Origin of the sequence: Xanthomonas translucens pv. cerealis (assembly GCF_006838285.1) — a bacterium.
Classification (GTDB): Bacteria; Pseudomonadota; Gammaproteobacteria; order Xanthomonadales; family Xanthomonadaceae; genus Xanthomonas_A; species Xanthomonas_A cerealis.
Window position 1 is genome coordinate 1315305 of sequence record NZ_CP038228.1, and the last position, 25575, is coordinate 1340879.

24 protein-coding genes and 2 pseudogenes are annotated in these 25575 nt (G+C 68.3%); 12 read left to right on the forward strand and 14 right to left on the reverse strand.

Annotated features, from left to right (window positions below; genetic code table 11):
- Positions 1–30: 30 nt before the first annotated feature.
- Positions 31–3372: a type III secretion system effector avirulence protein AvrBs3 gene (avrBs3, locus tag E4A48_RS05825; RefSeq protein ID WP_039009646.1), complete on the reverse strand. Its 3342-nt coding sequence runs from the start codon at positions 3370–3372 to the stop codon at positions 31–33.
- Between the two features lie 247 nt (positions 3373–3619).
- Positions 3620–4258 (reverse strand): annotated as a pseudogene (locus tag E4A48_RS05830) (IS5 family transposase); the annotation flags it as partial.
- 9 nt (positions 4259–4267) lie between these two features.
- On the opposite strand from E4A48_RS05830, the gene E4A48_RS05835 reads away from it, so the two are divergent.
- From E4A48_RS05835 to E4A48_RS05845, 3 genes are all read left to right on the forward strand, one after another.
- On the forward strand, positions 4268–5038 hold the full coding sequence (locus tag E4A48_RS05835) for an NAD kinase (protein ID WP_141696350.1): 771 nt from the start codon (positions 4268–4270) through the stop codon (positions 5036–5038).
- A gap of 158 nt (positions 5039–5196) precedes the next feature.
- The gene (locus tag E4A48_RS05840; protein ID WP_039009647.1) at positions 5197–6162 is read left to right on the forward strand and encodes a 5'-nucleotidase; all 966 of its coding nucleotides are present in this window, start codon (positions 5197–5199) and stop codon (positions 6160–6162) included.
- Positions 6159–6977, forward strand: a complete 819-nt coding sequence (locus E4A48_RS05845) for a spermine/spermidine synthase domain-containing protein (protein ID WP_039009648.1) — start codon at positions 6159–6161, stop codon at positions 6975–6977. Before E4A48_RS05840 ends, E4A48_RS05845 begins: the two co-directional genes overlap by 4 nt.
- Before the next feature lie 353 nt (positions 6978–7330).
- On the opposite strand, the gene E4A48_RS05850 is transcribed toward E4A48_RS05845, so the two are convergent.
- The 8 genes from E4A48_RS05850 to can form a co-directional block, all read right to left on the reverse strand.
- Positions 7331–7867, reverse strand: coding sequence for a DUF2939 domain-containing protein (locus tag E4A48_RS05850; RefSeq protein WP_142742036.1), 537 nt, complete (start codon positions 7865–7867; stop codon positions 7331–7333).
- Positions 7868–8142: 275 nt separating this feature from the next.
- Positions 8143–8829 (reverse strand): DUF2461 domain-containing protein, encoded by a 687-nt coding sequence (locus E4A48_RS05855; protein ID WP_142742037.1) that lies wholly within the window; start codon positions 8827–8829, stop codon positions 8143–8145.
- Positions 8826–10265: an exodeoxyribonuclease I gene (gene sbcB / locus E4A48_RS05860; protein ID WP_039009653.1), complete on the reverse strand. Its 1440-nt coding sequence runs from the start codon at positions 10263–10265 to the stop codon at positions 8826–8828. Before sbcB ends, E4A48_RS05855 begins: the two co-directional genes overlap by 4 nt.
- Positions 10266–10380: 115 nt before the next feature.
- The gene (locus E4A48_RS05865) at positions 10381–11745 is read right to left on the reverse strand and encodes an FAD-dependent oxidoreductase (RefSeq protein ID WP_039009655.1); all 1365 of its coding nucleotides are present in this window, start codon (positions 11743–11745) and stop codon (positions 10381–10383) included.
- Between the two features lie 49 nt (positions 11746–11794).
- Complete coding sequence (gene kynU, locus E4A48_RS05870; protein ID WP_142742038.1) at positions 11795–13066, reverse strand: kynureninase; 1272 nt, start codon at positions 13064–13066, stop codon at positions 11795–11797.
- A 30-nt stretch (positions 13067–13096) separates the two neighbouring features.
- Positions 13097–15232: an FUSC family protein gene (locus E4A48_RS05875; protein WP_142743109.1), complete on the reverse strand. Its 2136-nt coding sequence runs from the start codon at positions 15230–15232 to the stop codon at positions 13097–13099.
- A 32-nt stretch (positions 15233–15264) separates the two neighbouring features.
- Positions 15265–15789, reverse strand: a complete 525-nt coding sequence (locus tag E4A48_RS05880; protein ID WP_039009659.1) for a 3-hydroxyanthranilate 3,4-dioxygenase — start codon at positions 15787–15789, stop codon at positions 15265–15267.
- 41 nt (positions 15790–15830) lie between these two features.
- Positions 15831–16493 (reverse strand): carbonate dehydratase, encoded by a 663-nt coding sequence (gene can, locus E4A48_RS05885; RefSeq protein WP_058197164.1) that lies wholly within the window; start codon positions 16491–16493, stop codon positions 15831–15833.
- Positions 16494–16782: 289 nt separating this feature from the next.
- On the opposite strand from can, the gene E4A48_RS05890 reads away from it, so the two are divergent.
- The 9 genes from E4A48_RS05890 (at position 16783) to E4A48_RS05930 (ending at position 22603) form a co-directional block, all read left to right on the forward strand.
- On the forward strand, positions 16783–17322 hold the full coding sequence (locus E4A48_RS05890; protein WP_058196872.1) for a glycoside hydrolase family 108 protein: 540 nt from the start codon (positions 16783–16785) through the stop codon (positions 17320–17322).
- A 121-nt stretch (positions 17323–17443) separates the two neighbouring features.
- Entirely contained in the window at positions 17444–18043 is a 600-nt protein-coding gene (locus tag E4A48_RS05895; RefSeq protein WP_052235158.1) for a DUF2589 domain-containing protein, read from the forward strand.
- Positions 18044–18055: 12 nt separating this feature from the next.
- Positions 18056–18685, forward strand: a complete 630-nt coding sequence (locus tag E4A48_RS05900) for a DUF2589 domain-containing protein (protein WP_039009665.1) — start codon at positions 18056–18058, stop codon at positions 18683–18685.
- A 39-nt stretch (positions 18686–18724) separates the two neighbouring features.
- Positions 18725–18985, forward strand: coding sequence for a hypothetical protein (locus E4A48_RS05905; protein ID WP_003471826.1), 261 nt, complete (start codon positions 18725–18727; stop codon positions 18983–18985).
- A complete protein-coding gene (locus E4A48_RS05910) occupies positions 18985–19443 on the forward strand; it encodes a hypothetical protein (RefSeq protein ID WP_039010097.1) in 459 nt (152 codons plus the stop codon). The genes E4A48_RS05905 and E4A48_RS05910 overlap by 1 nt, the downstream gene beginning before the upstream one ends.
- Entirely contained in the window at positions 19436–19630 is a 195-nt protein-coding gene (locus E4A48_RS05915) for a hypothetical protein (RefSeq protein ID WP_039009668.1), read from the forward strand. Before E4A48_RS05910 ends, E4A48_RS05915 begins: the two co-directional genes overlap by 8 nt.
- A gap of 41 nt (positions 19631–19671) precedes the next feature.
- Entirely contained in the window at positions 19672–20451 is a 780-nt protein-coding gene (locus E4A48_RS05920) for a hypothetical protein (protein WP_142742039.1), read from the forward strand.
- Positions 20452–20659: 208 nt separating this feature from the next.
- Positions 20660–21565 (forward strand): hypothetical protein, encoded by a 906-nt coding sequence (locus tag E4A48_RS05925; RefSeq protein WP_221887399.1) that lies wholly within the window; start codon positions 20660–20662, stop codon positions 21563–21565.
- 327 nt (positions 21566–21892) lie between these two features.
- Entirely contained in the window at positions 21893–22603 is a 711-nt protein-coding gene (locus tag E4A48_RS05930; protein ID WP_058196874.1) for a response regulator, read from the forward strand.
- 259 nt (positions 22604–22862) lie between these two features.
- On the opposite strand, the pseudogene E4A48_RS05935 reads toward E4A48_RS05930, so the two are convergent.
- From E4A48_RS05935 to asnS, 4 genes and pseudogenes are all read right to left on the reverse strand, one after another.
- Positions 22863–23493, reverse strand: a pseudogene (locus E4A48_RS05935) (FMN-binding negative transcriptional regulator).
- A gap of 18 nt (positions 23494–23511) precedes the next feature.
- Positions 23512–23826, reverse strand: a complete 315-nt coding sequence (locus tag E4A48_RS05940; RefSeq protein ID WP_039009675.1) for a hypothetical protein — start codon at positions 23824–23826, stop codon at positions 23512–23514.
- Entirely contained in the window at positions 23823–24128 is a 306-nt protein-coding gene (locus E4A48_RS05945; RefSeq protein ID WP_039009677.1) for a hypothetical protein, read from the reverse strand. The genes E4A48_RS05940 and E4A48_RS05945 overlap by 4 nt, the downstream gene beginning before the upstream one ends.
- A 19-nt stretch (positions 24129–24147) precedes the next feature.
- A complete protein-coding gene (gene asnS, locus E4A48_RS05950; RefSeq protein ID WP_039009678.1) occupies positions 24148–25548 on the reverse strand; it encodes an asparagine--tRNA ligase in 1401 nt (466 codons plus the stop codon).
- Between the last annotated feature and the right edge of the window lie 27 nt (positions 25549–25575).

Consider the following 25575-nt stretch of genomic DNA (forward strand, 5'->3'; position numbering starts at 1 on the left):
GTCGACCCTTGATGCCGATTTGGCGGAGCCTCAATGAGGCAATAGCGTCATCAACCATGCGATTTCCTCTTCTTCGAATCTCAGGGGATCTTCCCCTGCGCCTCCGAAGAAGGCTGCAGCTTGTTCCAAGAACGCAGCGCTGGAAGCTGCCAGGTCGGCGTTCGTGGGCGTACCAGGATCCGGGAGGCCGCCCCCGATCCTGGTACGCTGGCGTTTTACACCCCAGCTACTGAGGGGGAGCAGACGCGCTGCATCGCGCTGTTCGGGAACGAACACCTCGGCAGCCTGCTGTGCAGAGGAGTGGTTGACAACACTATCCGATCGGGACCGTTTGCGGTTGCTTGCCCGAGCCCGGTCTGCCTCGTGAATTGGGTTGGGCGCGTCCAGTTCACGCTTCAGGGAATCGGCGAATGCATGCAAGGACTCCTGGCTAGGAGTTTGAGCTGAAGCAGAGGATGGTTTCGCCCCCTTCATCCCTAATGCTTGAAGGATGCGGTGCCAACGCTGGGAGGCTGGGGGGAGCGTTCCACTGCGGGCTTCGAGTTCTGTGACGCCCACACGGCGAAATAGCTGCAACAATCCTTCACTGCTCATCTCAAACCGCGTCATGGCTTCATGAAATGCTTGCGCTGGGTGGGAGTGGCACTGGAAAAACCCCAGCACGCGAACCACTTGCGCGGCATCGGCAACCAGATGGGCCGTGCCTTCGGGAACAAGGTTACGGGTTCTTGTGATCAATGCCAGCGCGCGCGGCAATCCCTTTTTCACCGCATCCAGCGCAGGACGTCCGCCGAGGCAGGCCAAGGCGACGAGGCGGTCGTTGGTCAAAACGGCCAAGGCCGGATCAGGGCTGGATAACTGGGCAAAAATACTTTCCAGCGCCTGCTTGCCGCCATCTTGGCTGGCGATGGCCACCACCTGGTCCGGGGTCAGGCCATAGTCCTGGCACAGCACCGGCAACAGCCGCTGCACCGTCTCCAGCGCCTGTTTGCCACCGCCATTGCTGGCGATGGCCACCACCTGGTCCGGGGTCAGGCCATAGGGGGGCTTGCACAGCACCGGCAACAGCTGCTGCACCGTCTCCAGCGCCTGCTTGCCGCCATCTTGGCTGGCGATGGCCACCACCTGGTCCGGGGTCAGGCCATGGTCCTGGCACAGCACCGGCAACAGCCGCTGCACCGTCTCCAGTGCCTGCTTGCCGCCATTATTGCTGGCGATGGCCACCACCTGCTCCGGGGTCAGGCCATAGGGGGGCTTGCGCAGCACCGGCAACAGCCGCTGCACCGTCTCCAGCGCTTGCTTGCCGCCATCGTGGCTGGCGATAGCCACCACCTGGTTCGGGGTCAGGCGATGGGGGGGCTGGCACAGCACTGGCAACAGCCGCTGTACCGTCTCCAGCGCCTGCCTGCCGCCATCGTGGCTGGCGATGGCCACCACCTGCTCCGGGGTCAGGCCATAGGGGGGCTTGCGCAGCACCGGCAACAGCCGCTGCACTGTCTCCAGCGCCTGCTTGCCGCCCTTATTGCTGGCGATGGCCACCACCTGCTCTGGGGTCAGGCTATAGGGTGGCTTGCACAGCACGGGCAACAGCCGCTGCACCGTCTTCAGCGCCTGCTTGCCACCCCCATTGCTGGCGATGGCTACGACCTGGTCCGGTGTCAGGCGATAGGGGGGCTTGCATAGCACCGGCAACAGCCGCCGCACCGTCTCCAGCGCCTGCTTGCCACCGCCATTGCTGGCGATGGCCACGACCTGGTCCGGGGTCAGGCAATAGGGTGGCTTGCACAGCACGGGCAACAGCCGCTGCACCGTCTCCAGCGCCTGCTTGCCGCCATCATGGCTGGCGATGGCCACCACCTGGTCCGGGGTCAGGCCATAGGGGGGCTTGCACAGCACCGGCAACAGCCGCTGCACCGTCTCCAGCGCCTGCTTGCCACCGCCATTGCTGGCGATGGCTATCACTTGGTTCGGGGTCAGGCCATAGGGTGGCTTGCACAGCACCGGCAACAGCCGCTGCACCGTCTCCAGCGCCTGCCTGCCGCCATCGTGGCTGGCGATGGTCACCACCTGGTCCGGGGTCAGGCCATAGGGGGGCTTGCACAACACGGGCAACAGCCGCTGCACCGTCTCCAGCGCCTGCTTGCCGCCATTATTGCTGGCGATGGCCACCACCTGCTCCGGGGTCAGGCCATAGGGTGGCTTGCACAGCACGGGCAACAGCCGCTGCACCGTCTCCAGCGCCTGTTTGCCCCCGATCTTGCTGGCGATGGCCACCACCTGGTCCGGGGTCAGGCTATAGGGTGGCTTGCACAGCACGGGCAACAGCCGCTGCACCGTCTCCAGCGCCTGCTTGCCGCCATTATTGCTGGCAATGGCCACCACCTGCTCCGGGGTGAGGCCATAGGGGGGCTTGCACAGCACCGGCAACAGCCGCTGCACTGTCCCCAGCGCCAGCTTGCCGCCATTATTGCTGACGATGGCCACCACTTGGTCCGGGAGCAGGTGCAGGGGGGCGCCAGTCAGCGCATTGCGCGATGCATGCACGGCCTCCACCGCGGTCACGCCGCCACGTTTTGCAATCTTGAGGAGTTGGCCTGTGTCCAACTGTAACGGTGGACCTCTCAAATCTTCCGCCACCGTTAGCAAGGCCTCCAGGGCCCGTGCGCCCGACTTCTGTTTGCCAACGCCGACGATGTCTTCGTGTTTCGCCTCTGGCAACACCGCGATTATGTCTTGATACCTGCCAGCGATGGTCCCTAACGCTGCCACGTGTCTGCTGAGCTCAACGATGTGCGCGTGTGTAAACCCATGGCCGACCAGTGCCTCGTGGTGCTGCGCCACTGTCGAACGCACCTTCGGTTTGATCTTCTCCTGCTGCTGCTGGCTGTAGCCGAACGTGCTTAGATCCACATGTGCTGCAGGCGAAGCATCGGATGTTTGCGCAGCACGCCGTGGCCGCCGGGCCGGCTTGGCGCGCTGCGGCCGCGCGGCAGTGACAGCTACGCGCACGGGGGGCTGCGGGTCATCTGCTGTACGCAGACCCGATTGCACCTCATCCCCCTCTCCTGGAGCAGCCTCTGCACGAGCAGCGGCGAAGGGAGGCAATAAATCAAAAGGCGATCCAGCAAAAAGCGACGGATCAATCTGCTGACGCAGCATGTCGCTCAAGCTGCCCGCTGAAAACGCAGGCGAGCGTGCAGGGGAGGGCGGCGGACTGGCCCGGGACTCCATCCGCCGAGCGGGCAAGCCATCCAGGGGACTGTTGGCAGGCATAGACACCAACCGATCCGCAATGGGCTGGACCGCCTCCAGCTGAAATCCTGCCTGAAGCTCGCGAGCAGGACTTGGCGTGCGGGAGCGAATAGGCTCCATCTGTCATTCCTCTTTCAAAGGAGGCGGATAACTTGCAACTACACACGTTGGCAGTCCGCGCCGAGCATGAGGGTTGAAACAACGGGGCCAGAGAGAAGTATGCGTTTGAATCAGACATCTCCTCTGGCCCCGAGGTTTCCTCAGAATCTCAATGCTAAGCTGCAATGCGTGGCTCAACTGGGCAGCGGTTCGCCTGAAGAGCGGGGATTTCACGTTTTAGGGATGCTCTGATCAACGCTTCCTAAACCTGTGCGACGTCGGCCACGTTGGCTGCCGTGTGCATTCCAGGTGATGCACCAACTCCGGAGTCATCGTTCACCCCAGGGTGCGCCTTCATCCCGAAGTCGTACTGATTACTCTTCTTGGTCTGGTGCATCTGCGGATCGCGTTCGCCGTCCTTGCTATTGGTCGAACTGGGTGCACAGATAATCGTTGCGTCCACGATGGTCCCACCCGGCAAGCTCTGGCCCTTGCGCGACAGATACGCGTTCACCCGGTTGAACAGCTGGCGCGCCAGATCGTGCCTCTCCAGCAACCGGCGAAAGTTCAGGATCGTGGTCTCCTCCGGCACGTCATCCAGACCGCCGATCTTGTCAAAACGGCGTATCGCGACCGTGTCGTGCAGCGCCTCCTCCGCTCCAGGGTCGCTCAGCGCGTATCACTGCTGCAGAACGTGGATCCGCAGCATCGTCTCCAACCGGTAGGGCTGACGCCAAGGCTGGCCCGAAAGCGGGTAATGCGGTTCGATCAGCGTCAGCATGGCGTTCCACGGCCGGCATGGCGCGGGCCGAGTTTGTTCGGCTCGCCGTTGCGACTGTTCGAGTCCAAGCGTGCGGGCGAGGGCGCGCGGGTCACCGGCGCGCCGGGTATGATCAAGGCCATGAATACTTCCGTGCTGCCGTCCGCTCCCCGTATCTGTTTTCTTGCCAGCAGCGCGCCGCCTGCGGGGGCGGCGCGCGATCAGCTGATCGCACGCTATGGCGATTGCGCGCCGGCCGAGGCCGACGTGCTGTGCGCGCTCGGCGGCGACGGGTTCATGCTGCAGACCCTCCATCGCCACGGCAGCCTGGGCAAACCGGTGTTCGGCATGAAGCTGGGATCGGTCGGTTTCCTGATGAACCAGTTCCGCGACGACGATCTTGCCGTGCGCCTGGCGCACGCCGAGCCGGCCAAGCTGCGGCCGCTGGAGATGCTGGCGCAGACCGAGTCCGGCACCACCACCGGTTCGCTGGCCTACAACGAAGTGTCGCTGCTGCGGCAGACCCGCCAGGCCGCGCATGTCAGCATCGACCTCAACGGCCAGACCCGGGTCGATGAACTGATCTGCGACGGGGTGATGGTGGCCACACCAGCCGGCAGTACCGCCTACAACTCCTCGGCGCACGGGCCGATCCTGCCGCTGGGTTCGCACACGCTGGCGCTGACCCCGATCGCCCCGTACCGGCCGCGGCGCTGGCGCGGCGCGATCCTCAAGGCCGACATCGAAGTGCGGCTGCGCGTGCTCGATCCGTACAAGCGCCCGGTCAGCGTCACCGCCGACTCGCATGAGACCCGCGACGTGGTCGAAGTCACCATCCGCGAATCGCGCGACCGTCTGGTCGCCTTGCTGTTCGATCCGGAGCACAACCTGGAAGAGCGGATATTGAGCGAGCAGTTCATGGTGTGAATTGCGGGACCGGGGACCAGGGACCCGTGAAATGCGGGCGCCGCTCATCTGATGCACCGCCGGCGCTCGGCTAAACTTTGCCGTGAGACGCTTTTCGGTCCCCGTTCCCTGGTCCCCTCGTCCGAGCCCCAGCCCCAGCCCCAGCCCGCGAACCCCCAATGTCCGACAACGCCCCCCGCCTGCTCACCGTCGCGATCACCTCGCGTGCCCTGTTCGATCTGGAAGAGGGCCATGCCCTGTTCGAGAAGGAAGGGGTGGAGGCATACAGCGCGTACCAGCGCGAGCGCGAGGACGATGTGCTGGCGCCAGGCGTGGCGTTTCCGGTGGTGCGCAAGCTGCTGGCGCTGAACCAGGGCACGCCGCCGGAGACTCCGCCGGTGGAGGTGATCCTGCTGTCGCGCAATTCCGCCGACACCGGGCTGCGCATCTTCAATTCGATCCAGCACTACGGGCTAGGCATCGTCCGCGCCACCTTCACCTCCGGCGAGGCCACCTGGCCCTACGTCAAGCCGTTCGGCACCGACCTGTTCCTGTCGGCCAATCCGGAATCGGTGCGGCGCGCGCTGAGTCACGGCATCGCCGCGGCGACGATCTTGCCCAAGGCGCCGGGCGAACATGCGCAAGAGGCGGCTGCGGCGGCCGGGGCGATCGATTCCGAGCGCCTGTCCACGCAGCTGCGCATCGCCTTCGACGGCGATGCGGTGATCTTCGGCGACGAGGGCGAGCGTTTCTCGCGCGAGCAGGGGGTGGAAGCGTTCGGCCGCTACGAGCGTGAGAATGCGCGCGAGCCGCTGACCGGCGGGCCGTTCCGCAATTTCCTGTCCGCGCTGCATGCCTTGCAGTCTGCGTTCCCGGCCGGCGAGGCCTCGCCGATCCGCACTGCGCTGGTCACCGCGCGTTCGGCGCCGGCGCACGAGCGGGTGATCCGCACGTTGCGCGAGTGGGGCGTGCGCCTGGACGAGGCGCTGTTCCTCGGCGGCCGCCACAAGGGGCCGTTCCTGCAGGCGTTCGGCGCCGACATCTTCTTCGACGACTCGCAGCACAACATCGACAGCGCCGCACGCGAGCGCGTGGCCGCCGGGCACGTGCCGCATGGCGTGGCCAACCTCATCGCCAAGCCGTGAGCGCGGCCTCCGGCGGCAATCGCGGCGCAGGCGGTCGCTGGGCCACGCTGCGCCAGCTGCTGCGGCCCGACCGGGCGCAGGCGCACGCGCTGCATCCGGGACAGCCCTATCTGGAACGCGGCTGGCGCTACACCAGCCTGCAGTTCAAGGGCGAAGTGACCCAGAGCCGGATGCTCACCTGGTGGCCGCACCTGCTGGAGGTGGGCTATACCCGCAGCATGCTCGGTGCGCTGCTGCTGCGGCCGGAGCCGCGCTGCATCGGCATCGTCGGCCTGGGCGGCGGCTCGCAGGCCAAATTCTGTTACCGGCACTTGCCACAGGCGCGGATCGAGGCGATCGAGGCCGATGCCGACGTGCTGGCGCTGCGCGACGCTTTCCACATCCCGGCTGACGATGCGCGCTTCCAGGCGCTGCACGGCGACGGCGCGCAGCTGCTGCCGCAGCGCCGCGGCCGCTACGATCTGTTGCTGCTCGATGCCTACGATGCCGAGGGCATTCCCGCAGCGCTGCGCACGCGCGGTTTCTACGATGCGTGCCACGCCGCGCTGACGCCCGGCGGCGTGCTGGCGGTGAACCTGTACGCCACCGACACCCGCCAGCACGTGGCGCACTTGCGCAAGATCTTCGGCGGCCGCGTGCTGCGCATGGACGAGCCGGAACTTGACAACCATGTGGTGTTCGCCTGGACCGGCGATGTGCAGGCGCTGGATGCGCGCGCTACGCTGGCGCGCCTGTCGTGGTCGGCGCGCTGGCAACTGCGGCCCACGTTCCAGCGCCTGCAGCGCGCGCTTGAGACGACCGCCTGGCGCCGCTGAGCGGCGCGTCGCTGCGACATGCCGCCCGTCGCAGTGGGAGCGGCTTCAGTCGCGACGAGCGCAGGCGGATAGCACCTTGGCTCCGGCCCCTTGTTGGGGCGGATGCATCGAGCAGTCTGGACTGAAGTCCCTCCCACAGTGCAGCCAGCCGGCTTGCCGCAAGTCTCTTGTGGGAGCGACTTCAGTCGCGACGGGCGGAGTGGGAAGCCGCTATGGTGTTGGCAATCTGTGGGGGGGGGAAGCCTGCACTCACCGATTCGGTCGCAAGCTTCCTGTAGTGACTCTGGGTGGCCTCGGACCATCAGTCGCGACTGATGTTTCTTCCGGCGCCGATGTCGCGGCCGACGCAGCTCCTACAACGGCAGCAGGATGTTGCTGAGCTTCCAGCGCAGCCCGTCGCGGGTGAACACGCAGGGTACTGCGGTGCCGTCGGCGGTGTGGAGGGTGGCGACGAAGCGCGAGGTCGATTCGAAGCGGTGTTCGGCCTGCCGCAACGGTTGCGGCGGACGCGGCGCGGCGTAGGTGTCGCCGCCGGCGGTGTCGCCGCTGGCGCGTTTCCATAGCGCATCGCCTTGCAGCAGCGCGCCGATCCCGGCCGGGGTGACCATCGCATCCACGCCGATGCCGCTGACGCTGCCGGCCAGCGACAGCAGCGCGCCGCCGAACAGGCCGGACTGCAGGTCCGGCCCGGCGCGGCGCAGCAACGCATCGTTCACCTGTGCCTTCAGGTTGACCCGCAGGGTGGGGAAGTCGACATAGCGCTCCAGCGCCGCCGCATCGCGCTGCTGCAGCGCCTGGCTGATACCGCGGATCGCCAAGTAGGGCCCGGCGACGACATAGCCGCCGAGCGTGAGCAGGGCGAGGAACAGCAAGGCCAGCCATTTTTTCATCCTGTGCCTCGTGGTTCACAAGCTTTTGTGGAGCGGCTTCAGCCGCGACGAACGACGCCAGGAACCTTGGCGGTTTTGCTTGTCTGTCGCGGCTGAAGCCGCTCCTGCAGTGCAACCTGGGAGCAAACCGCAAGCACCTTGTAGGAGCGACTTCAGTCGCGACGAACGAAGCGGTGGACGTGCCGCGACTGGGCAGCGTCGTGACTGAAGTCCCTCCAACAGTGCACCCTGCCAACAGGCCGCAAGTTCCTGTGCCTGTGGGAGCACGGCCATCTCTAGAATTCCAGATCCAGCGCCGCGCACAGGTAATCCACGAACGGGGCCAGCGTCTGCAGATCGGCGGCCACCAGCGAGCGTAGTTTCGGCCCGGTCATGGTGGCGTCGTCGAGCTGGCGCCAGAACACCCAGTTCTTGTGCTTGAGGTCGTCAATGAATTCGAACTCGGCGGGAAAGCCGCGCGGCGGCCGCACCAGTATTTCCGTGGCCTCGAAATCGAAGCGGCGGCGCAGCTTCGGCGCGTGCGCGGCGGCTTTCCAGCTGCCGGGGTTGTTGAAGATGAACTGGCGCACTTTGCGCTGCGTGTCCGCTTCCGGATGCCACAGGCCGGCGCCGACGAAGCTCTCGCCCGGCTGCAGGTGGAGGTAGAACGACGGCGCCGGCACCTGCTTGCGCCGCTCATGGAACAGGCGCGCGCCCTGCCAGGTCTTGTACGGCGATTTGTCGTGGGAGAAGCGCGCGTCGCGATGGATGCGAAACAGCGAGCCGCCGACCCCGCGCGGGTCGGAGCGGAAATGTTGGCTGACCTGGGCCAGGTCCGGCTGCAGGTCGGTGATCAGGCGCAGGAACGGCTGGCGCACGTGTTCCTCGTACTTGTGCCGGTTGTCGTTGAACCAGACCTTGTCGTTGTGCCGCGCCAGGGCACGCAGGAACTTGAAGCTGGCGGCGCTGAAATAAGCGGTCATAGGGTGCGTTGCAGGTCCTGGCCCCAAGCGGCCAGCTGGTCGAGCAGGGCTTGCTTGGTAGCATCGTCGGGGTGAGCCGAGCGTAAATCGGCCAGCTGCGCGTGGTAGGCGTCGAAGCCCAGTTCGGACAGGTCGCTGTCGCCGTGCAGGCGCCCGCGCCGGTAGTCGTCCCAGCGGCCCTGCTCGGCGATCGATAGCGTCTGCGGCCAGTTGCGCGCGCGATAGCGGAACAGCAGTTCGGGCAGACGCGGATCGCGGAAGCCGGATTCCAGCGGCGCCAGCTGCGCCGGCGGGGTGGCGCGCACCTGCGCCATCGCGCGCTTGTCGGCGTCGGCCAGGAAACCGTCGTACAGCGAGGCATCCACGTCGGCCGGGGCCGATGCGCGTTCGTTGCCGAACACGCGGCGCACCTTCTCGGCCAGTTCCGGCCCGGCCTCGCGCAGGCGCGCGGCTTTGGCCAGGATCTGCGCCGGGTCGATCTGCAGGCGCGCGAAATCCGGATCGCGCAGATGCGCCCAGGCGACCAGCGCCGGCGCCTTGTTCAGGTGCACTTCCTTCAACGGGATGCGCTGTTCGCCTTCGGGCAGGTCGGCCTGCGGCGTGTACAGGCGGTCGGCGATCTGCTCGGGCGTATAGCGCAGCAGCGGTTCGATATCGCCTTCCAGGTCGAACACCAGCACCCGGCTGTCGATGCGCGGATGCCGCGCCAGCGGCAGCACCGGCGCCGCGCACAGGCGCGTTGCCGGATAGCGCATCGACACGTGCAGCACCGGTTGCATCGCCACCACGTCGAGCAGGCCGCCGCAGAAGCGTTTGTCGCGCAGTTTCAGCGCGTAGTCCCACAGCCGCGGCTGGTGTTCGCGGAATAGCCGCGCCATGCCGATGGTGGCGTAGACGTCGGACAGCGCCTCGTGCGCGTCGCCGTCGCGCACGCCGTTGGCCAGCGCCAGCTGTTCCAGCTTGAACGAGGTGGCGCCGTCCTCGCGTTGCGGCCAGACGATGCCGTCCGGGCGCAGCGCGTGCATCAGCCGCAGCATGTCCAGCAGGTCCCAGCGCGAATTGCCGCCGCGCCACTCGCGCTCGTACGGATCGTGGAAATTGCGGAACAGGCCGTGGCGCACGAATTCGTCGTCGAAGCGCAGCGAGTTGTAGCCCAGCGTGCAGGTCTGCGGCCGCGCCATCTGCTCGGCGATGCGCGCGAACGCGTCGGCCTCGTTGATGCCGTCGCGCAAGGCCTGTTGTGGGGCGATGCCGGTGATCAGCGTGGCGATCGGCGAGGGCAGCAGGTCGTCGGCAGGCTGCACGAAGAAGCTGATCGGCTCTTCGACCGGGTGCAGCGCCGCATCGGTGCGCAGCGCCGCGAATTGGGCGATGCGCGTGCGCCGCGGATCGGCGCCGAAGGTTTCCAGGTCGTAGAACAGAAAGCTGTCGGGCATGGTTGGACCAGAGCGGTGTGGGGGAGTGCGTGTGGGTTCGCTTTTCGTAAGAGCGGCTTCAGCCGCGACCAAGGCTACCGCTAATGCCGCTCCTTCAGGGTAAGGCAAGATCGCCTCAATGCGCGCCGTCCAGCGGTGCCAGGCGCGCGTGTACGGTACGTTCCAGCCAGGCCCAGTCGATCCGCGACAGATCGCTGTGGCCCTGCGTGGCCTGCACCAGGATCTGGCGCTGGATCTCGCTGCGCTCCAACGCCAACGCATACGGCGTGCGCAGGAAGGTGACCATGGTGTAGTGCGGCACGAAGCAGGTCGGGTGGCGGGTCTGCAGCGCGTGCTCCAGCTGGCGCTGCAGCAGGAAGCCTGCATCGCCGACGCGGTCGCGCATCTCGATGTAGTTTTCCAGCGCCATCTGCTGGATCGCGCTGGCGTTGGGCTTGCGCTGGGCTTCGAACGCGGCATAGGCGCGGCCCAGGTCTGGTTCGCGCTGCAGGTGCGTCGCCAACGCCACGCAGTCCTCGAACGCGCAGTTCATGCCCTGGCCGTGGAACGGCACCATCGCGTGCGCAGCGTCGCCGAGCAGCACCGCGCGCCCGTCCAGGTGCCAGCGCTGCAGCCGCAGCGTGCCGAGCAGGCCAGGCGGGTGCTGTTCCCAGTGTTCGGCCAGTTGCGGCATCAGCGGCAGCGCGTCGGCGAAGTCGCGTTCGAACAACGCCATGGCTTCCGCGCCGCTGCGTATGGTGGCGAAACTGGGCTCGCCTTCGTTCGGCAGGAACAGGGTGACGGTGAAGGTGCCTTCGTCGTTGGGCAGGGCGATGCACATGTAGTGCCCGCGCGGCCAGATGTGCAGCGCGTTGGCCTCGATGCGGAAGCTGCCGTCGGCGTTGGGCGGGATTTCCAGTTCCTTGTACGAATGGTCCAGGAACTCGGTGTGCTCGGCCATCGGCGACTTGCGCTGCATCGCCGCGCGCAGCGCCGAGCCGGCACCGTCGGCGCCGATCATGCTGTGGAAGCGGATGTCGTGCGGCTGGTCGTCGCGGTCGTCGATGAAGCGCGCGTAGCCGGCGTCGAAGTCCACCGTATGCAGGCGCCGGTAGAAGTGGATCTGCGCGCCGGCCTGTTCGGCCAGCTGCAGCAGGGTGATGTTGAGGTCGTTGCGGTGCACCGACCAGATCACCTCGCTATCGTCGCGGCCATAGCGCTGCAACTGCTGGCGGCCGTCGGCGAAGTGCACCATGCGCCCGCGCATCATCACCGCCTTGGCCATCACCGCGGCATCGGCGCCGGCCTGGCGCAACGCGTGCAGGCCGCGCTCGGCCAGGGCCAGGTTGATCGAGCGGCCGCGCTCGTAGTCCTGGATGCGCGGGTCGCCGCGGCGCTCGTAGACGGTGACGCGCCAGCCCTGGCGCGAGAGCAGGATGGCGAGCAGGGAGCCGGCCAGGCCGGCGCCGATCAGGGTGATGCTGCGGGGGGAGGCGCTCAAGGAAAGATCCGGCAAGACGCGCGGCCTCGGCCGCGCAGGAGGGGGCGGCTCAGACGCCGGCCCAGGTTTCCACTTCTTCGACGAAGCGGTAGACATCGCAATAGCGGTTGTACAGCGGCACCGGGCTGATCCGGATCACGTCCGGCTCGCGCCAGTCGCCGAGCACGCCGACCGACTGCAGGTACTCGAACAGCGCGCGGCCGCGCTCGCGCCCGCCGATCACGCGCAGCGACAGCTGGCAGCCGCGCTGCGCCGGGTCGGCGGGGGTGAGGATCTGCAAGGTCGCGGCCAGGCGCGCGCGGATCAGCGTCTCCAGGTAGCCGGTGAGCTGCAGCGACTTGCGCCGCAGCGCCGGCAGCCCGGCGCGCTCGAACAGTTCCAACGAGGCGCGCAGCGGCGCCATGCTCAGGATCGGCGGATTGCTCAGCTGCCAGCCGTCCGCGCCGGGTGCGGCGACGAACTCCTGCCGCATCTGGAAGCGGGTGCGCTTGTCGTGGCCCCACCAGCCGGCGAAGCGCGGGGTGTCGCCGTGGCCGTGGCGTTCGTGCACGAAGGCGCCGGCGACCGCGCCGGGGCCGGCGTTGAGGTACTTGTAGTGGCACCACACCGCGAAATCGGGCGCGCTGTCGTGCAGGCTCAGCGGGATGTTGCCGACCGCATGCGCCAGATCGAAGCCGACCGCGGCGCCGGCCGTGCGCGCCAGCCGCGCCACCGCGTCCAGGTCGAAGGCCTGCCCGGTGCGGTACTGAACGCCCGGCCACAGCACCAGCGCCAGGCGCGGGCCGTGTTCGGCGATGGCGCGTTCGATCGCCGCCAGCGACACGATGCCGTCGGCGCCGTCCGGCTGCACTTCGATCAGCTCGGTGGCCGGATCGAAGCCGTGGAAGCGGATCTGCGAGGCCAGCGCATGCTGGTCGGACGGGAACGCGCCGGCCTCGGTCAGGATCGCCGGGCGCTCGCGGGTGGGGCGGTAGAAGCTGACCATCAGCAGGTGCAGGTTCACCGTCAGCGTATTCATCGCCACCACTTCGTGCGGCAGCGCGCCGACCAGCTGCGCCAGCGGCGCGGCCAGCAGTTCGTGGTAGGTCATCCACTGCGTGTCGCCGCTGAAGTGGCCTTCCACCGCCAGCGCCGCCCATTTGTCCAGCACCTCCTGCACCGCGGCGCGGGCGCCGCGCGGCTGCAGGCCGAGCGAATGGCCGACGAGGTAGGTCTGGTCGGCGCCCTGGTGCTGGGGGAACAGGAATTGGCCGCGCAGTTCGCGCAGCGGGTCGGCGGCGTCGAGCGCGGTGGCGTGGTGGCGGGTCAGGATCTCGTTCATCGGCAGCGGGCAGCAGGGCGAGGGCACAGTCTACCGGTCGCGCTGCGGCGCTTCGTCGGCGGCCGTGGCGGCGGCCGGCAGCATGGCGCCGCGCAGCAGGTGAGTGAGGGTGCCGACGCTGTCGGCGACGCGGTCGCTGGTGTCGGCCAGCGCGGCCAGCGCCGCGCCGTCGCCGGCCTCCTGCAGGTGCGCGGCCAGCGCCTCGGCCAGGCGCCGTTCGTCGTTGCGCAAGGTCGCCTGCGCCGGCGCGGTGCCGCTGCGCAGGCTGTCGGCCAGTTGGGTCAGCGCCGCGTGCGCCTGCTGCCGGAACTGCTCCAGCTCCGGCAGCGGCGGCAGCGACGGGCTGTCGCGCAGCACCGCCTCCAGCGCCAGCGAGGCGCGGAGCAGGCGGTTGCCGTTGGCCAGCGCCGATTCGGCCAGGGTCAGTTCGCGCAGGTTGCGCGTGCGCCGCGGCTCGCCGCGCAGGCGCTCGATCGAGGCCTGCACGTTGGTGCGTGCGGTGCGCGACGCGGCGCGGGTCTCTGGCAGCGCCTGCAGGCGGCCCTCGAGCAGCGCGGCGAGATGGTCGCGGTAGGCCAGCAGCAGCTGGGCCAGGGTGGCGCGGATATGCAGGCGCTCCCAGGTCGGCCACAGTGCGTAGGCGAGTAACGCCAGCGCGCTGCCGAGCACGGTGGCCTGGATGCGCTCGCCGATCGCCTCGCCCGGGGCCATGCCCTCGAACGACAGCAGCAACACCAGCATGCCGGTCAGCGAGGCCACGCCGAGGCCGTAGTTGACCTGGGTCAGCAGGCGGAAGCCCAGGCAGAACACGGTCAGCAACAGCAGCCGCACCACCGCGCCATCCATCGTGAAGTGGGCCAGCACGGTGGCCAGCACCAGTCCGGCGAAGGTGCCGGCCACGCGCAGCGCGCCGAAGCTGAGGGTGCCGCCGAAATCCGGTTTGAGCACGATCGCGGTGGTCATCGGGATCCAGTAGCCGTGCGGGATCGCCTGCCAGCGTGCGAACAGCACCGCCAGGCTCAGGCACACGCCGCAGCGCAAGGCATGCCGGAACGCGACCGAGCAGAAGCCGAGGTTGGCGCGCAGGGTCTGCAGCGGCGCCAGGGGACGCAGCGCCGCCGGCAGCCTGGCCTCGGCCAGCTCGGCCTGGATCTCGCCGCGGCTGCTGGCCCAGTGGCCGTTGCGCACCAGCGCGCGCAGCTGCCCGCCCAGGCTCTGCACGCGGGCCACGGCAATACGCAGAAGGCGCCGCTCGCGGGTGTCCGCGGCCTGCGCCTGCGCTTGCGCCAGCGCGTCGGCCAGATCGTCGAAGCCGGTCATCGAGGCTTCCGCCGCGGCAGGATCCTCGGCGTTGTCCAGCGCGTAGGCGAGCTGGTCCAGCACCACCGCGCTGCGTTCCAGCACGCGCTCGATCGGCAGCCGCGCGGGCGACACCTCGTCCAGGCGCCCGTGCAGGTCGGCCAGGGTCAGCAGTTCCAGCCGCGCGCGTTCGCACAGCTCGGCGATGATCCGGAACGACTGCACCGCCAGCCCACGCGAGCGATGCTCGCCGTGCAGCATCACCATCGCCTTGAGCACCGCCTCGGTGGCCGGCGGCGCCAGCGTCGCGCTCGGCCGCTGGCGGGCGATGCCGGCCAGCTGCCGCATCAGTTCGGCCAGCGCGAACCGCTCCGGGCGGTAGCGCTGCAGCGGCCAGGCGGCCAGCGCCATCAGCATCTGCAGCACGCCGCCGGCGAAGATCAGCGCGGCCACGCCGACGCTCTGCGCCGCCGGCAGGCGCACGTCGGCGCTGACCACCAGCAGGATCATGCTGGTCAGCCCGACCCGCGCCGCGACCGGGCCCAGCGCCACCAGCAGGCCGCCGCCCAGCCCCAGCAGCAGCGCCGCCAGCACCAGCGCCGCGGTATGCGCGCCGATCAGCATGCCCAGCAGCGCCGCGCCGCCGGCGGCCAGCGCCGCCATCAGCATGCGTTGCATGCGCGCACGGTATGGCCCCGGCTGGTCGGAGAACATGGTGTTCAGCGCGCCGGTGGCCATCGCCAGGCCGAGTTCGGCATGGCCGCCGGCCACGCCCACGGCGAGCGGGGCGACCACCGCGAAGGTGTTGCGCAGGGCGACGCGCAGCGGAACGTCGCGCGGTTTCAGAGCGATCAGGCTGTGCAGCAGCGCGGACCCGGCACCGCGGTCGGCGAAGGCGCTCACGGCGCGGTGGCGGGCGCCGGCAGCGGGTGCAGCTGTCCGCATTGGTCGCAGGTGCGCAACGTCTCGGAGGCATAGAAGCGCGCGAACACCGGTGGGAAATCGGTCTCGATGTTGCGCAGCGGGAAGTATTCTGCGTACAGCAGGTGATTGCAGCGTTCGCAGTACCACTGCAGGCCGTCGTTCTCTTGCGGCAGGCGCTGGCGTTCGATCACCAGGCCCACCGAATCGGGCCCGCGCTGCGGCGAATGCGGCACCTTCGGCGGCAGCAGGAAGGTCTCGCCGGCGCGGATCGGTATCTCACGCACCGCGCCGTCTTCCTGGACCTTCAGCAGCATCTCGCCTTCGAGCTGGTAGAACCACTCCGGGCCTTCGTCGTAGTGGAAGTCCGCGCGTGCGTTCGGCCCGCCGACCACCATCACGATGAAGTCGCCGGCGTAGATGCACTTGTTGCCCACCGGCGGTTTCAGCAAGTGTCGGTGGTCTTCGATCCAGGCTTGCAGGTTCAGCGGGGCGGGCAGCATGCGGTGTCCTTGGGGGGCGCGGCGGCGCGGATGCCGCCGGATCAACGATCCTCGCGGTCCTGGCAGATCCGCGCCAGTGCGGCATCGTAACGCGGCGCCAGGTCCTCGATGCGCTCCAGTTCCATGCCCAGGTCGTGCACCCGGCCGTCGCGCAGGCTGTAGACCCAGCCGTGCACGGTCAGTTCCTGGCCGGCGGCCCAGGCGTCGCGCACGATCGAGGTACGGCTGACGTTGACCACCTGCTCGAGCACGTTGAGTTCGCACAGCCGCGCGTGCTGCAGGGTCAGGTCGCCGGCCTGCTGCAGGCAGCCTTCATGCTTTTCGGCCACGTCGGTGACATGGCGGATCCAGTTGTCGACCAGACCCAGGCGCGCACGGGTCAGTCCGGCATGCACGCCGCCGCAGCCATAGTGGCCGACCACCAGGATGTGCCGCACCTTCAGCACTTCGACCGCGAACTGGATCACCGACAGGCAGTTGAGGTCGGTATGCACGACCACGTTGGCGATGTTGCGGTGGACGAACACTTCGCCCGGCGCCATGTCGATGATCTGGTTGGCCGGCACCCGCGAATCGGAGCAGCCGATCCACAGGTATTCCGGGGTCTGCTGCTTGGACAGGCGGCCGAAGAAGTCCGGATCCTCGCGATTGATTCGCTCGGACCAGGCGCGGTTGTTGTGCAGTAGCTGATCGATTTTGCTCATAGCCGCGCATTATTCCAGAAGCCGGCGCGCGGATGCAGCCGCGATGGCAGCGCCGGGCGTATCGGTTCATCGGCCAGCGCGCCGGGCGCCGGGCGCCGGCACACACGCCTGCGTATGGGGCGGCGCAGCGCGCGGCGGGCGTGCGGGCGTGCGGGCGACACCGCGCCGGCAGGGCACGCAGGCTCAGCGTCTGCGCGCCGCCGTATCGGGTTTTTGCCGATCCCGCCGCCTGCGCCCGCTCGCCACACTTGCTCCAAGCCCGCTGACGGGCGCATTCCCGGAGGATCGCATGGCCGATTTCACCGTGTTTTTCCCGACATTGCTCCAGCAAGAGGGTGGCTTCGTCAACGATCCGGTGGATCCGGGCGGCGCCACCAACAAGGGCATCACCCTGGGTACCTTCCGCCGCTACGCCAAGTCGCTGCTGCAACTGGAACCCAGCCTGGACAATCTGCGTGCGCTCAGCGACGCCCAGGCCGCGGTGATCTACAAGACCTGCTACTGGAATGCGGTGCACGGCGACGAGATCGCGCTGCAGCCGCTGGCCGAGATCCTGTTCGACTTCCAGGTCAACGCCGGCAGCAACGCGACCAAGTTGCTGCAGCGCGTGCTCAACGACCAGAAGCCGACGCTGCAGTTGCCCGCATACGGCAAGTTCGGCGCGGCCACCCTGGTGGCGCTGCTGGCCGCCGACCAGCGCGACCTGTACGCGCGCTACAAACAGGGCCGCCGCGACTACTACCGGCGCCTGGTCGACGCCAAGCCCGCGCTCGGCAAGTTCCTCAAGGGCTGGCTGGCCAGGGTCGACGCGTTTCCCGATCTGAACTGAGCATGCGCCGGCGCGCCGCCGCCCACGCATGCCAATGCCGGCGCGGCGGGTGCGTCAGCGCGTCGCGCGACACCGATCCGCTGCCGTCGCCGACGGCAGCCCCCTTTCTCCAGGAGCGAACATGGCTGGGCAGACCGCATTGAATGACTTGATCGAAGCGTTGGCCGGTGCGGTGATCGAGGCGCAGGACCGCATCGAACAGCACCAGATGGCCAACCTCGGCGACTACTTCGACGAGTTCCACCGTCCCAAGAGCGTGATCATCCGCCTGCCGTCGCAGCACCCGCGGGCCGGCGAGGACGACGAGGACTACTACCGCGCGCCGCTGCTGCCGCTGGTCTCGACCAACGTGCTGCGGATCAAGGACGTGGAGATCAGCTTCGACGCGCAGCTCGGCGACATGGGCGGGCTGCAGTCCAGCGAAGGCTTCTTCGCGCCGCCGCCGCCGCCGCCGGCAACCGACCCCGCCGCGGCGCAAGGCGCCTGGCGCTCCAAGCGTACCGCGGCCAAGTCCAGCGTGCGCGTGGACACCAGCGCCAGCGCGAAGAGCCAGCGCCACAGTGCCGTCCACGTGGTGTTGCGCGTGGAAGGGACCGAACCAACTGACGGAGCGGCCAGGCTGATGAATCACCTGGCGCAGACGCAGGGCGTGTTCAAGACGGTCATGGCCGACAAGCCGACCGCCGCGGGCACGGACGATGTCACCAATCCACCTACCTAAGGAGTTACTGCAATGGCTGACGAACTCGTAAACATCTCCAGTCAGTTCAAGGGTCTGCCGATGGCCGACCTGATCGGCGGTCCGCTGGATGCGGCCTGCGACGCGCAGGTCAAGCTGGCCCGCGCCACCGCCGATTTCATCCGTGTCATCGGTTTCCTGCCGCCGGACGCCGGCAGCACCGATCCGCAAGCCCTCGGCGCCACCCGCACCGCGAGCTTCCGCTTCAAGCGGCCGGTCGATGACCCGACCACCGCCGGCGGCATCGCCGAAGAAGAAGTGGAGCTGGAAGTGCCGTTGCTGGCGATCGTCAATGTGCCCAGCCTGAGCATCCGCACCGTGGACGTCACCTTCGACATGGAAGTGAAGTCGTCCTTTTCCGAGAAGTCCTCCACCGACGCCTCGGCCTCGCTGTCGGCCGACATGGAATTCGGCTGGGGCATGTTCAAGGCCAAGGTGCACATCCAGGGCTCGGTGGCCACGCACAAGGAGAACACCCGAAGCTCCGACAACGCGGCCAAGTACCACGTCTCGGTGCACGCCGAGGACCGGGGCATGCCGGAAGGCCTGGCAAGGGTGATGGACATCCTGCAGAGCTCGGTGGCGCCGCGCAAGGTCGGCGCGCCGGTACCGGTTGCCGCGTAAGGCACTAGTTGGACCATCTCGTCGGGGGACTCGTCAACGATGTTCGACCTCACTGAAGTCAAGTTCGTCAAGCGGGTCGTGGTCGGCAGCGACAACCCGACGCAGATGCAAACGCCCGAGCAGGTCGAAGCGGCCCGGGCCTTGCTCAACCGCTGCCTGAGCGATACGCCGAAGGGCGCGATTATCGGCACCGAAAAGAATTTCGCCGTGCTCCAGGTCGGCGAGCACCAGGTGGTGATGCAGTGGCTGTGCTACCACGTGGGATTCCCGCGCAGGCCCGCCTGGCTGAAGGACGAATGATGCGCGCGCTGCGCTGCGAGTTCGATCTGTTGCTGCAGGGCCTGTCGGCGGCGTTGCTGGATGCGCAACAGCGCTGCCGTGCCCGCCACGAACAGGTGTTGCGGGCCAGCTTCGGCGGCAAGGCCACGCTGCCGCTGGCAGCGGCCACGGACGACGCGCCGTCGCTGCAGATCCCGTTGTGGGAGCTGCGCGCCTGGCAAACCCCGCAGATCGGGCAGCTGACGCTGGCCTTCGGGGTCGAGCTGGCTGTGCTGGACATGCCCGACGAAGCGCCGCGCTTGCTGTTGCAGGTGCTGCCGCGCAAGTCGCGTCGACCCGGCCACCGCCTGCAGATCGTGTTCGAGGGAACGCACGCGCCGCTGGGCGAAGTGCTGTTCGACGGACAGCGGCTGAAACTCTGGAACCTGCAGCGCCCGCCTGGCGCGCAGCAACCGCCCACGGAGCCAGACCATGCGTAGACACGGTTTTGTCCTGTCGCGGCGCGACACCGACCAATGGTGCCGGGAGCTGCGGATCGACCTGCTGTCGCTGGCCCACGCGCAGCGCCGGCGGCGGCGCCGGCGCATCGCCTCGGCGCTGTTCGCGATGCTGTCGGCATGCGCCGCGTTGCTGGCCATCGTCTATTTCTTCGCGCTGCCGTGGTGAGCGGCGGCCGCTGTCCCATCCATTCCCAACAGGAGAGTCGCATGCCCATCCAAACGCGTCGTTTGCCGCCTCCACGCCGCTGGCCGGCGCTGTGCCTGGCGCTGGCGTTGCCGCTGAGCGCCAGCGCCGCACCGTTGCCGCCATCGGCACCTGCAGCATCCACGGCACCCGCGCCACTGCCGGCCGGCGACTGGCGCGGCAGCCTGGCGCTGGACGCGCGGCGCATCGCCGCGGTGCGGCTTGTGCAACAAGCCGGCAACACCAGCCTGCAGTTCGGCGCGCCACTGAACTGCACGCTGGCGCTGCTGACGCAGGACGCAGGCGGCTATCGCCTGGAGTCGATCAACGGCGGCATCTATTGTGACAGGCTGCTGGGCAAGACCCTGACGGTGCAGCGCAGTGCTGCCGACGACCTGCAGCTGCGCATCGACGGCATGCCGTTGCCTGCACTGCTGCACACCTTGCCGGGTTCTGCCAGCACGCTGCAGGGCAACTGGCGCATGCTCGCTGGCGCCGGCAGCGGTGGCCGCAACCCGGTCACCCTGACCGTGGCGATCGCCGCCACGCCGCTGTCGCCAGACATCGCCGTGGCCAGGCTGCGCTATGGCAGTCCACGCGACTGCCAGCTTGAGGCGCGCTACGCGGGCACCCGCGACACCACGCTGGTGCTGTCGCTCACGGTGAACGACGCCGGCTATTGCGGGCGGCTCAGCGATGGCCAGGCCGAGTTGCGGCCGCAGCCGGACGGCGGCGTCCTGCTGCAGATCTTCGACCGCCTCGGCACGCGCGCCGATGCCGGAACCCTGCAGCGTAGTCCCTAGCCTCGGCGACCGCCGCCACCGCCACACGCGTGGCAGGACATAGCCGCCACCGTTGGCGCCGTTCCCATCCCGGAGTGCTCCGATGAACGCATGGATCCAGGCCATGGGCGCGGCGGCAAGGCGCTGGCTTGCCGGCGTCGGCATGGTCGCCGCCGCGCGGGTCCTGCCGCCGGGCATCCTGCCGCAGCTGCGGGTGGAGTGCGAGGCGATGGCGCGCTACGCGCTTGAACACGGCATGGCGGTTCCGCCGGAACTGATCGCGCGCCTGTCGGCGCTGCTGGACGGCATCGCGCCCAGCGCCGCCGGCAGCGAGCACAACGCGTACGAGTTGGCGGTGACGCATCGGCGGCTGGCGCAGATCATCCGCCCGGCGACGCCGCAGGCGGTGTTCCTGCTCGATGCCGAGCGCCGCCGCCGGCATTGGGCGACCTTGCTCGGCCCATTGCCGCTGGTGCGCGCGCTGACCACCACCTCACTGCTATTCCTGTTCGCAGTGGTGGCATCGGCCTTGTCCGACCAGGTCAGCGCCGACAACGTGCGCCTGGGGTTCCTGGATTCCTCCGGCAGCGCGCTGCTGTGGAATGCCTTGTTCCTGCTGTCCTGCGCCGGCCTGGGCGCTTCGTTCTCGTCCCTGTTCCAGGTGCACCGCTACGTCGCCAACGCCACCTATGATCCCAAGTTCGACGCGTCCTACGGCGCGCGCATGATCCTGGGCCTGATCGCCGGGCTGATCCTGGTCGAGGTACTGCCCGGCGACCTTTTCGAGAGCGGCGGCATGCGCACGTTCGGCAAGCCGACCCTGGCGATGCTGGGTGGATTTTCCGCGACCGCGGTGTACCGGCTGTTGCAGCGCCTGGTCGATTCCATGGAAACGCTGGTACGTGGCGACGCCGTGGCGCAGACCCAGGCGACGCTGGAGGTGCAGCGCGCCGGCAACGATTCCGAACGCATGCGCTGGCAGGGCGAACTGGCCGCGCAGCTGATGGCGCTGCAGCAGTCGATCGATGCCGGCACGCCGCCTGCCGCAGTCCAGCAGCGGCTTGCCGATGTCGCCCGCGCCATGCTGCAGGCGGACAACCCGGCGCTTGCGGCCGCGCTGCCGAAGCCGGATTGATCGCCGCCGCCACGCCGCTGCCGCATGCCGTTGCGCCGCAGGCATGGCGTTTTCTCCGCTGCAATGCACACATTGCGCGCCGTTTCGATAGCGCCTGTCTACGCAGAGAGACGAATGCGCGAATCCCTGCAAGTTCAGGTATGGCCGCCACCCATATCAGCCCGAGGCCGATGGCTGCGATTGCGCGGCGTGACAAGCTGATTGCGCCGCGTAATTGACGTAACGCGGTCGCATCGGTTCAAAAGGGGCGTGTCGCGCCGCAGGGAACGCGTGTTTTCGCGCGGCGGCGAGCGTAGGGAGATCCATGGCGAGGACAACGGGTAGAGAATGAACACACGTATCGTAATTGCCGCCGACCGTAGCATCGTGCTCGAGGGCATGGTCGCCCTGTTGAACAACACGCCCGACATCGACGTTGTCGGCCATGCCGCCGACGGACTGGAATGCGTGCAACTGGTGACCAGGCGACAGCCGGATATCGTGCTGATGGACGTGATGCTGCCGGGTCTGAACGGGATCGAAGCCACGCGCCGGCTGCTGCAGCGCAGCCCGCACAGCAAGGCGATCTGCATCGCGGCCTCCGATGCGGCAGCCAACGTGCGCGCGGTCATCGATGCCGGCGCCAAGGGCTACCTGGCCCGCAACAGCACCTTCCGCGAACTGTTACGGGCGATCCAGCAGGTCAGCAACGATCAGTTGTACATCAGCCCGGGCCTGTCGCAATCGCTGGTCAGCGAGTACCGCTGCCCGCAGGGCGACGCCGTTTCCGCCTATACGCTGCTGACCTCGCGCGAACGCGAAATCGTACAGTTGCTGTCCGAAGGCCTGTCCACCAAGGAAATCGCCGCGCGGCTGCACATCAGCGTGAAGACCATCGGCACCCACCGCGAGCACATCATGCTCAAGCTCGGCATGCACGGCATCGCGCAACTGACCCGCTATGCGATCCGCGAAGGGCTGTCGCCGCTGGAGGGCGGAATGGCGAACAACAGGCGGGCGGATAGCGACCGGCAGCGGCTGCTCAGCAACTGCGGCTGAGCAGCGCGTGCAAAAGCCCCTCTCTGCTCGGGAGAGGGGTTGGTGGGGTGAGGGCTCGGCGCGAAAGCGACTCGCAGAGTTGGGTGCACGGGGCTTCGCCCGTACCCTCATCCGGCGCTGCGCGCCACCTTCTCCCGGTGGGAGAAGGGAACGGCCTGTTCTGGGAGAAGGAAGCAGCTCCGCGTCCCTGGCCACGACATAGTCCCGACGCGAGGCGACCCGGCATGCGCAAGGCGCCAGCAGTCGGCGCCTGCGCCGCTCAGCGGTGCGGCAGGCGTTCGCGCATCAGCGCGGCGACCGCCTGCGCGCCGGGATCGGCCTGCGCCTGCAGCGCCTGGCGCACCGCCTCCACGTTGGCGGACGGATGGTTCTGGCTGAGTTTGAATTTCAGTTCCACCCGCTCCGTTTCGAAACGGAAGCCGACGATGCCGCGCAACTGGTGCCGTTGCGCGTCGTCGTGCGGTTCGAAGCGCCAGTCGCTGCCGAGCGCGCGCTCGTGGCGTTCGCTGAGCCGCGCCACCAGGTCGGCTAGCAGGGTTTCGTCGTCGCTGATCTGCAACCGGCCATGCAGCTGCGCGGTGGCGTAGTTCCAGGTCGGTACCCGCGCCATCGCCTCCTTGTCCGGATACCAGCTCGGCGACACGTAGGCATGCGGGCCATCCATGCACGATCAGCAGCGCCTGGCCGCGGTGCCGCGCCTGCGGATTGGCGCGCGTCCAATGGCCCTCGATCACGATGCGCGCGCCGTCGCGGCGGTACAGCACCGGCAGCGGGGTGGCGCAGGGCAGGCCGTCGTCGCCGACGGTGACCAGAGTCGCGAATGGATCGCGCGCGATCAGCGCGTCGAGCGCGCTCAGGTCGGTTTCGGCGAACGCCGGTGGGATGTGCATCGGTGTCTCAGGCACGCGTCAGGGGCGCGTGCCGAGGGTCTGGGTCATGCGTCCGCGCAGCGCCGCATCGTCGTCGGCCTGCGGCGGCACCACGTCATGCAGCGAGAAGCCGCGCGCCAGCGCATCGTCTTCGTCCAGGCCGTCGTAGGCGACGAACTCGGCGTCGAACAGCGCCGCTTGTGCGGTGTCCTCGCTGTCGTAGCTGAGCGTATTGCCGTCGCTGTCCAGCACCTCGGCGGTGCCGGCCTGGCGCACGCGCAGGCGCGCCCACACCAGGATGCGGCCGAGGCTGGCCAAATACCAGCGGTCGGCGGCAGATGCGTCTGAAGTCATGGAATCACCAGGGAAAGAAGCCAGAGCAGCGCGGCCATGCCCAGGCCGAAGAAGATGGTCAGCAGCGACAGCCAGGCCGGCGTCGCCAGCCCGGACAGCGAACGGTCGCCGAGCGGGCGGTAGCGCCGCGCCAGCAACCAGCCCAGCGCCACCGGCCTGAGGAAGGCGCCTGGGCCGAACGCGGCCACCAGCGGCGGATGCCGGTCGCGGATATGCACCAGGGTCAGCGGCCAGAAGATCAGGAACGCGCTGAACCCGGCGATGGCCACGCCGACGAAGCACAGCGCGAAGAACAGGATCATGCTGCGGCCTCCAAATGCCTCAGAACTCGGCGCTGCCCGGCGCGCGCGGGTAGGGGATCGCATCGCGGATGTTGCTCAGCCCGCAGACGTAGACCACCAGGCGCTCGAAGCCAAGGCCGAAGCCGGCGTGCGGCACCGTGCCGTAGCGGCGGAAATCGCGGTACCAGCCGTAGTGCTGCGGATCCAGGCCGAACTGCACCATGCGCGTGTCCAGCACGTCCAGGCGCTCCTCGCGCTGGCTGCCGCCGATGATCTCGCCGATGCCCGGGGCCAGCACGTCCATCGCCGCCACGGTCTTGCCGTCGTCGTTCAGGCGCATGTAGAAGGCCTTGATGTGCTCGGGGTAGTTGGTCACCACCACCGGACGGCCGACGTGCTGCTCGGTCAGCCAGCGTTCGTGCTCGGTCTGCAGGTCCAGGCCCCATTCCACCGGGAATTCGAACTTGTGCCCGGACTTCTGCAGCAGCGCGATCGCGTCGCCGTACTCGATGCGCTCGAACGGAGAGTTGATGAACGCTTCCAGCTTGCTGATCGCGGTCTTGTCCACGCGCTCGGCGATGAACGCCAGGTCGTCGCCGCGCTCCTCGAGCACCGCGCGGAACAGGTACTTGAGGAAGTCCTCGGCCACCCGTGCGTCCTCGGCCAGGTCGGCGAAGGCGATCTCCGGCTCGATCATCCAGAACTCGGCCAGGTGCCGGGTGGTGTGGCTGTTCTCGGCGCGGAAGGTCGGGCCGAAGGTGTAGACCTTGCTCAGCGCCAGGCAGTAGGCCTCGACGTTGAGCTGGCCGGACACGGTCAGAAAGGTTTCTTTGCCGAAGAAGTCGCGGCCGAAATCGACCTGGCCCTTGCCGTCGCGCGGCAGGTTGGCCAGGTCCAGGGTCGACACGCGGAACATCTGCCCGGCGCCTTCGGCGTCGGAGGTGGTGATGATCGGGGTGCTGATCCAGTTGTAGCCGTTGTGGTGGAAATAGCGGTGCACCGCCTGCGCCAGGCAGTTGCGGATGCGGGTCACCGCGCCGAACAGGTTGGTGCGCGGGCGCAGGTGCGCGACCTCGCGCAGGAATTCCAGCGAATGCGCCTTGGGCTGGATCGGGTAGGTCTCCGGGTCCTCCACCCAGCCCACCACCTCGATGCTCTCGGCCTGGATCTCGAAGCTCTGGCCCTGGCCCTGCGAGGCGACCAGGCGCCCGCGCGCGATCACCGCGCAGCCGGCGGTCAGCCGCTTCACGTCCGACTCGTAGTTGGGCAGCTCGGCCGGCGCCACCACCTGGATCGGCGCGAAGCAGGAGCCGTCGCTGACGTTGACGAAGGACAGCCCCGCCTTGGAATCGCGCCGGGTGCGGACCCAGCCGCGTACCGTCACTTCGCCGCCCGCCGGGATCTTCCCGGCCAGCGCATGCTCAACGCTCACCACCGTCATGACTTGAATCCTCGCCGCAGCGACTCG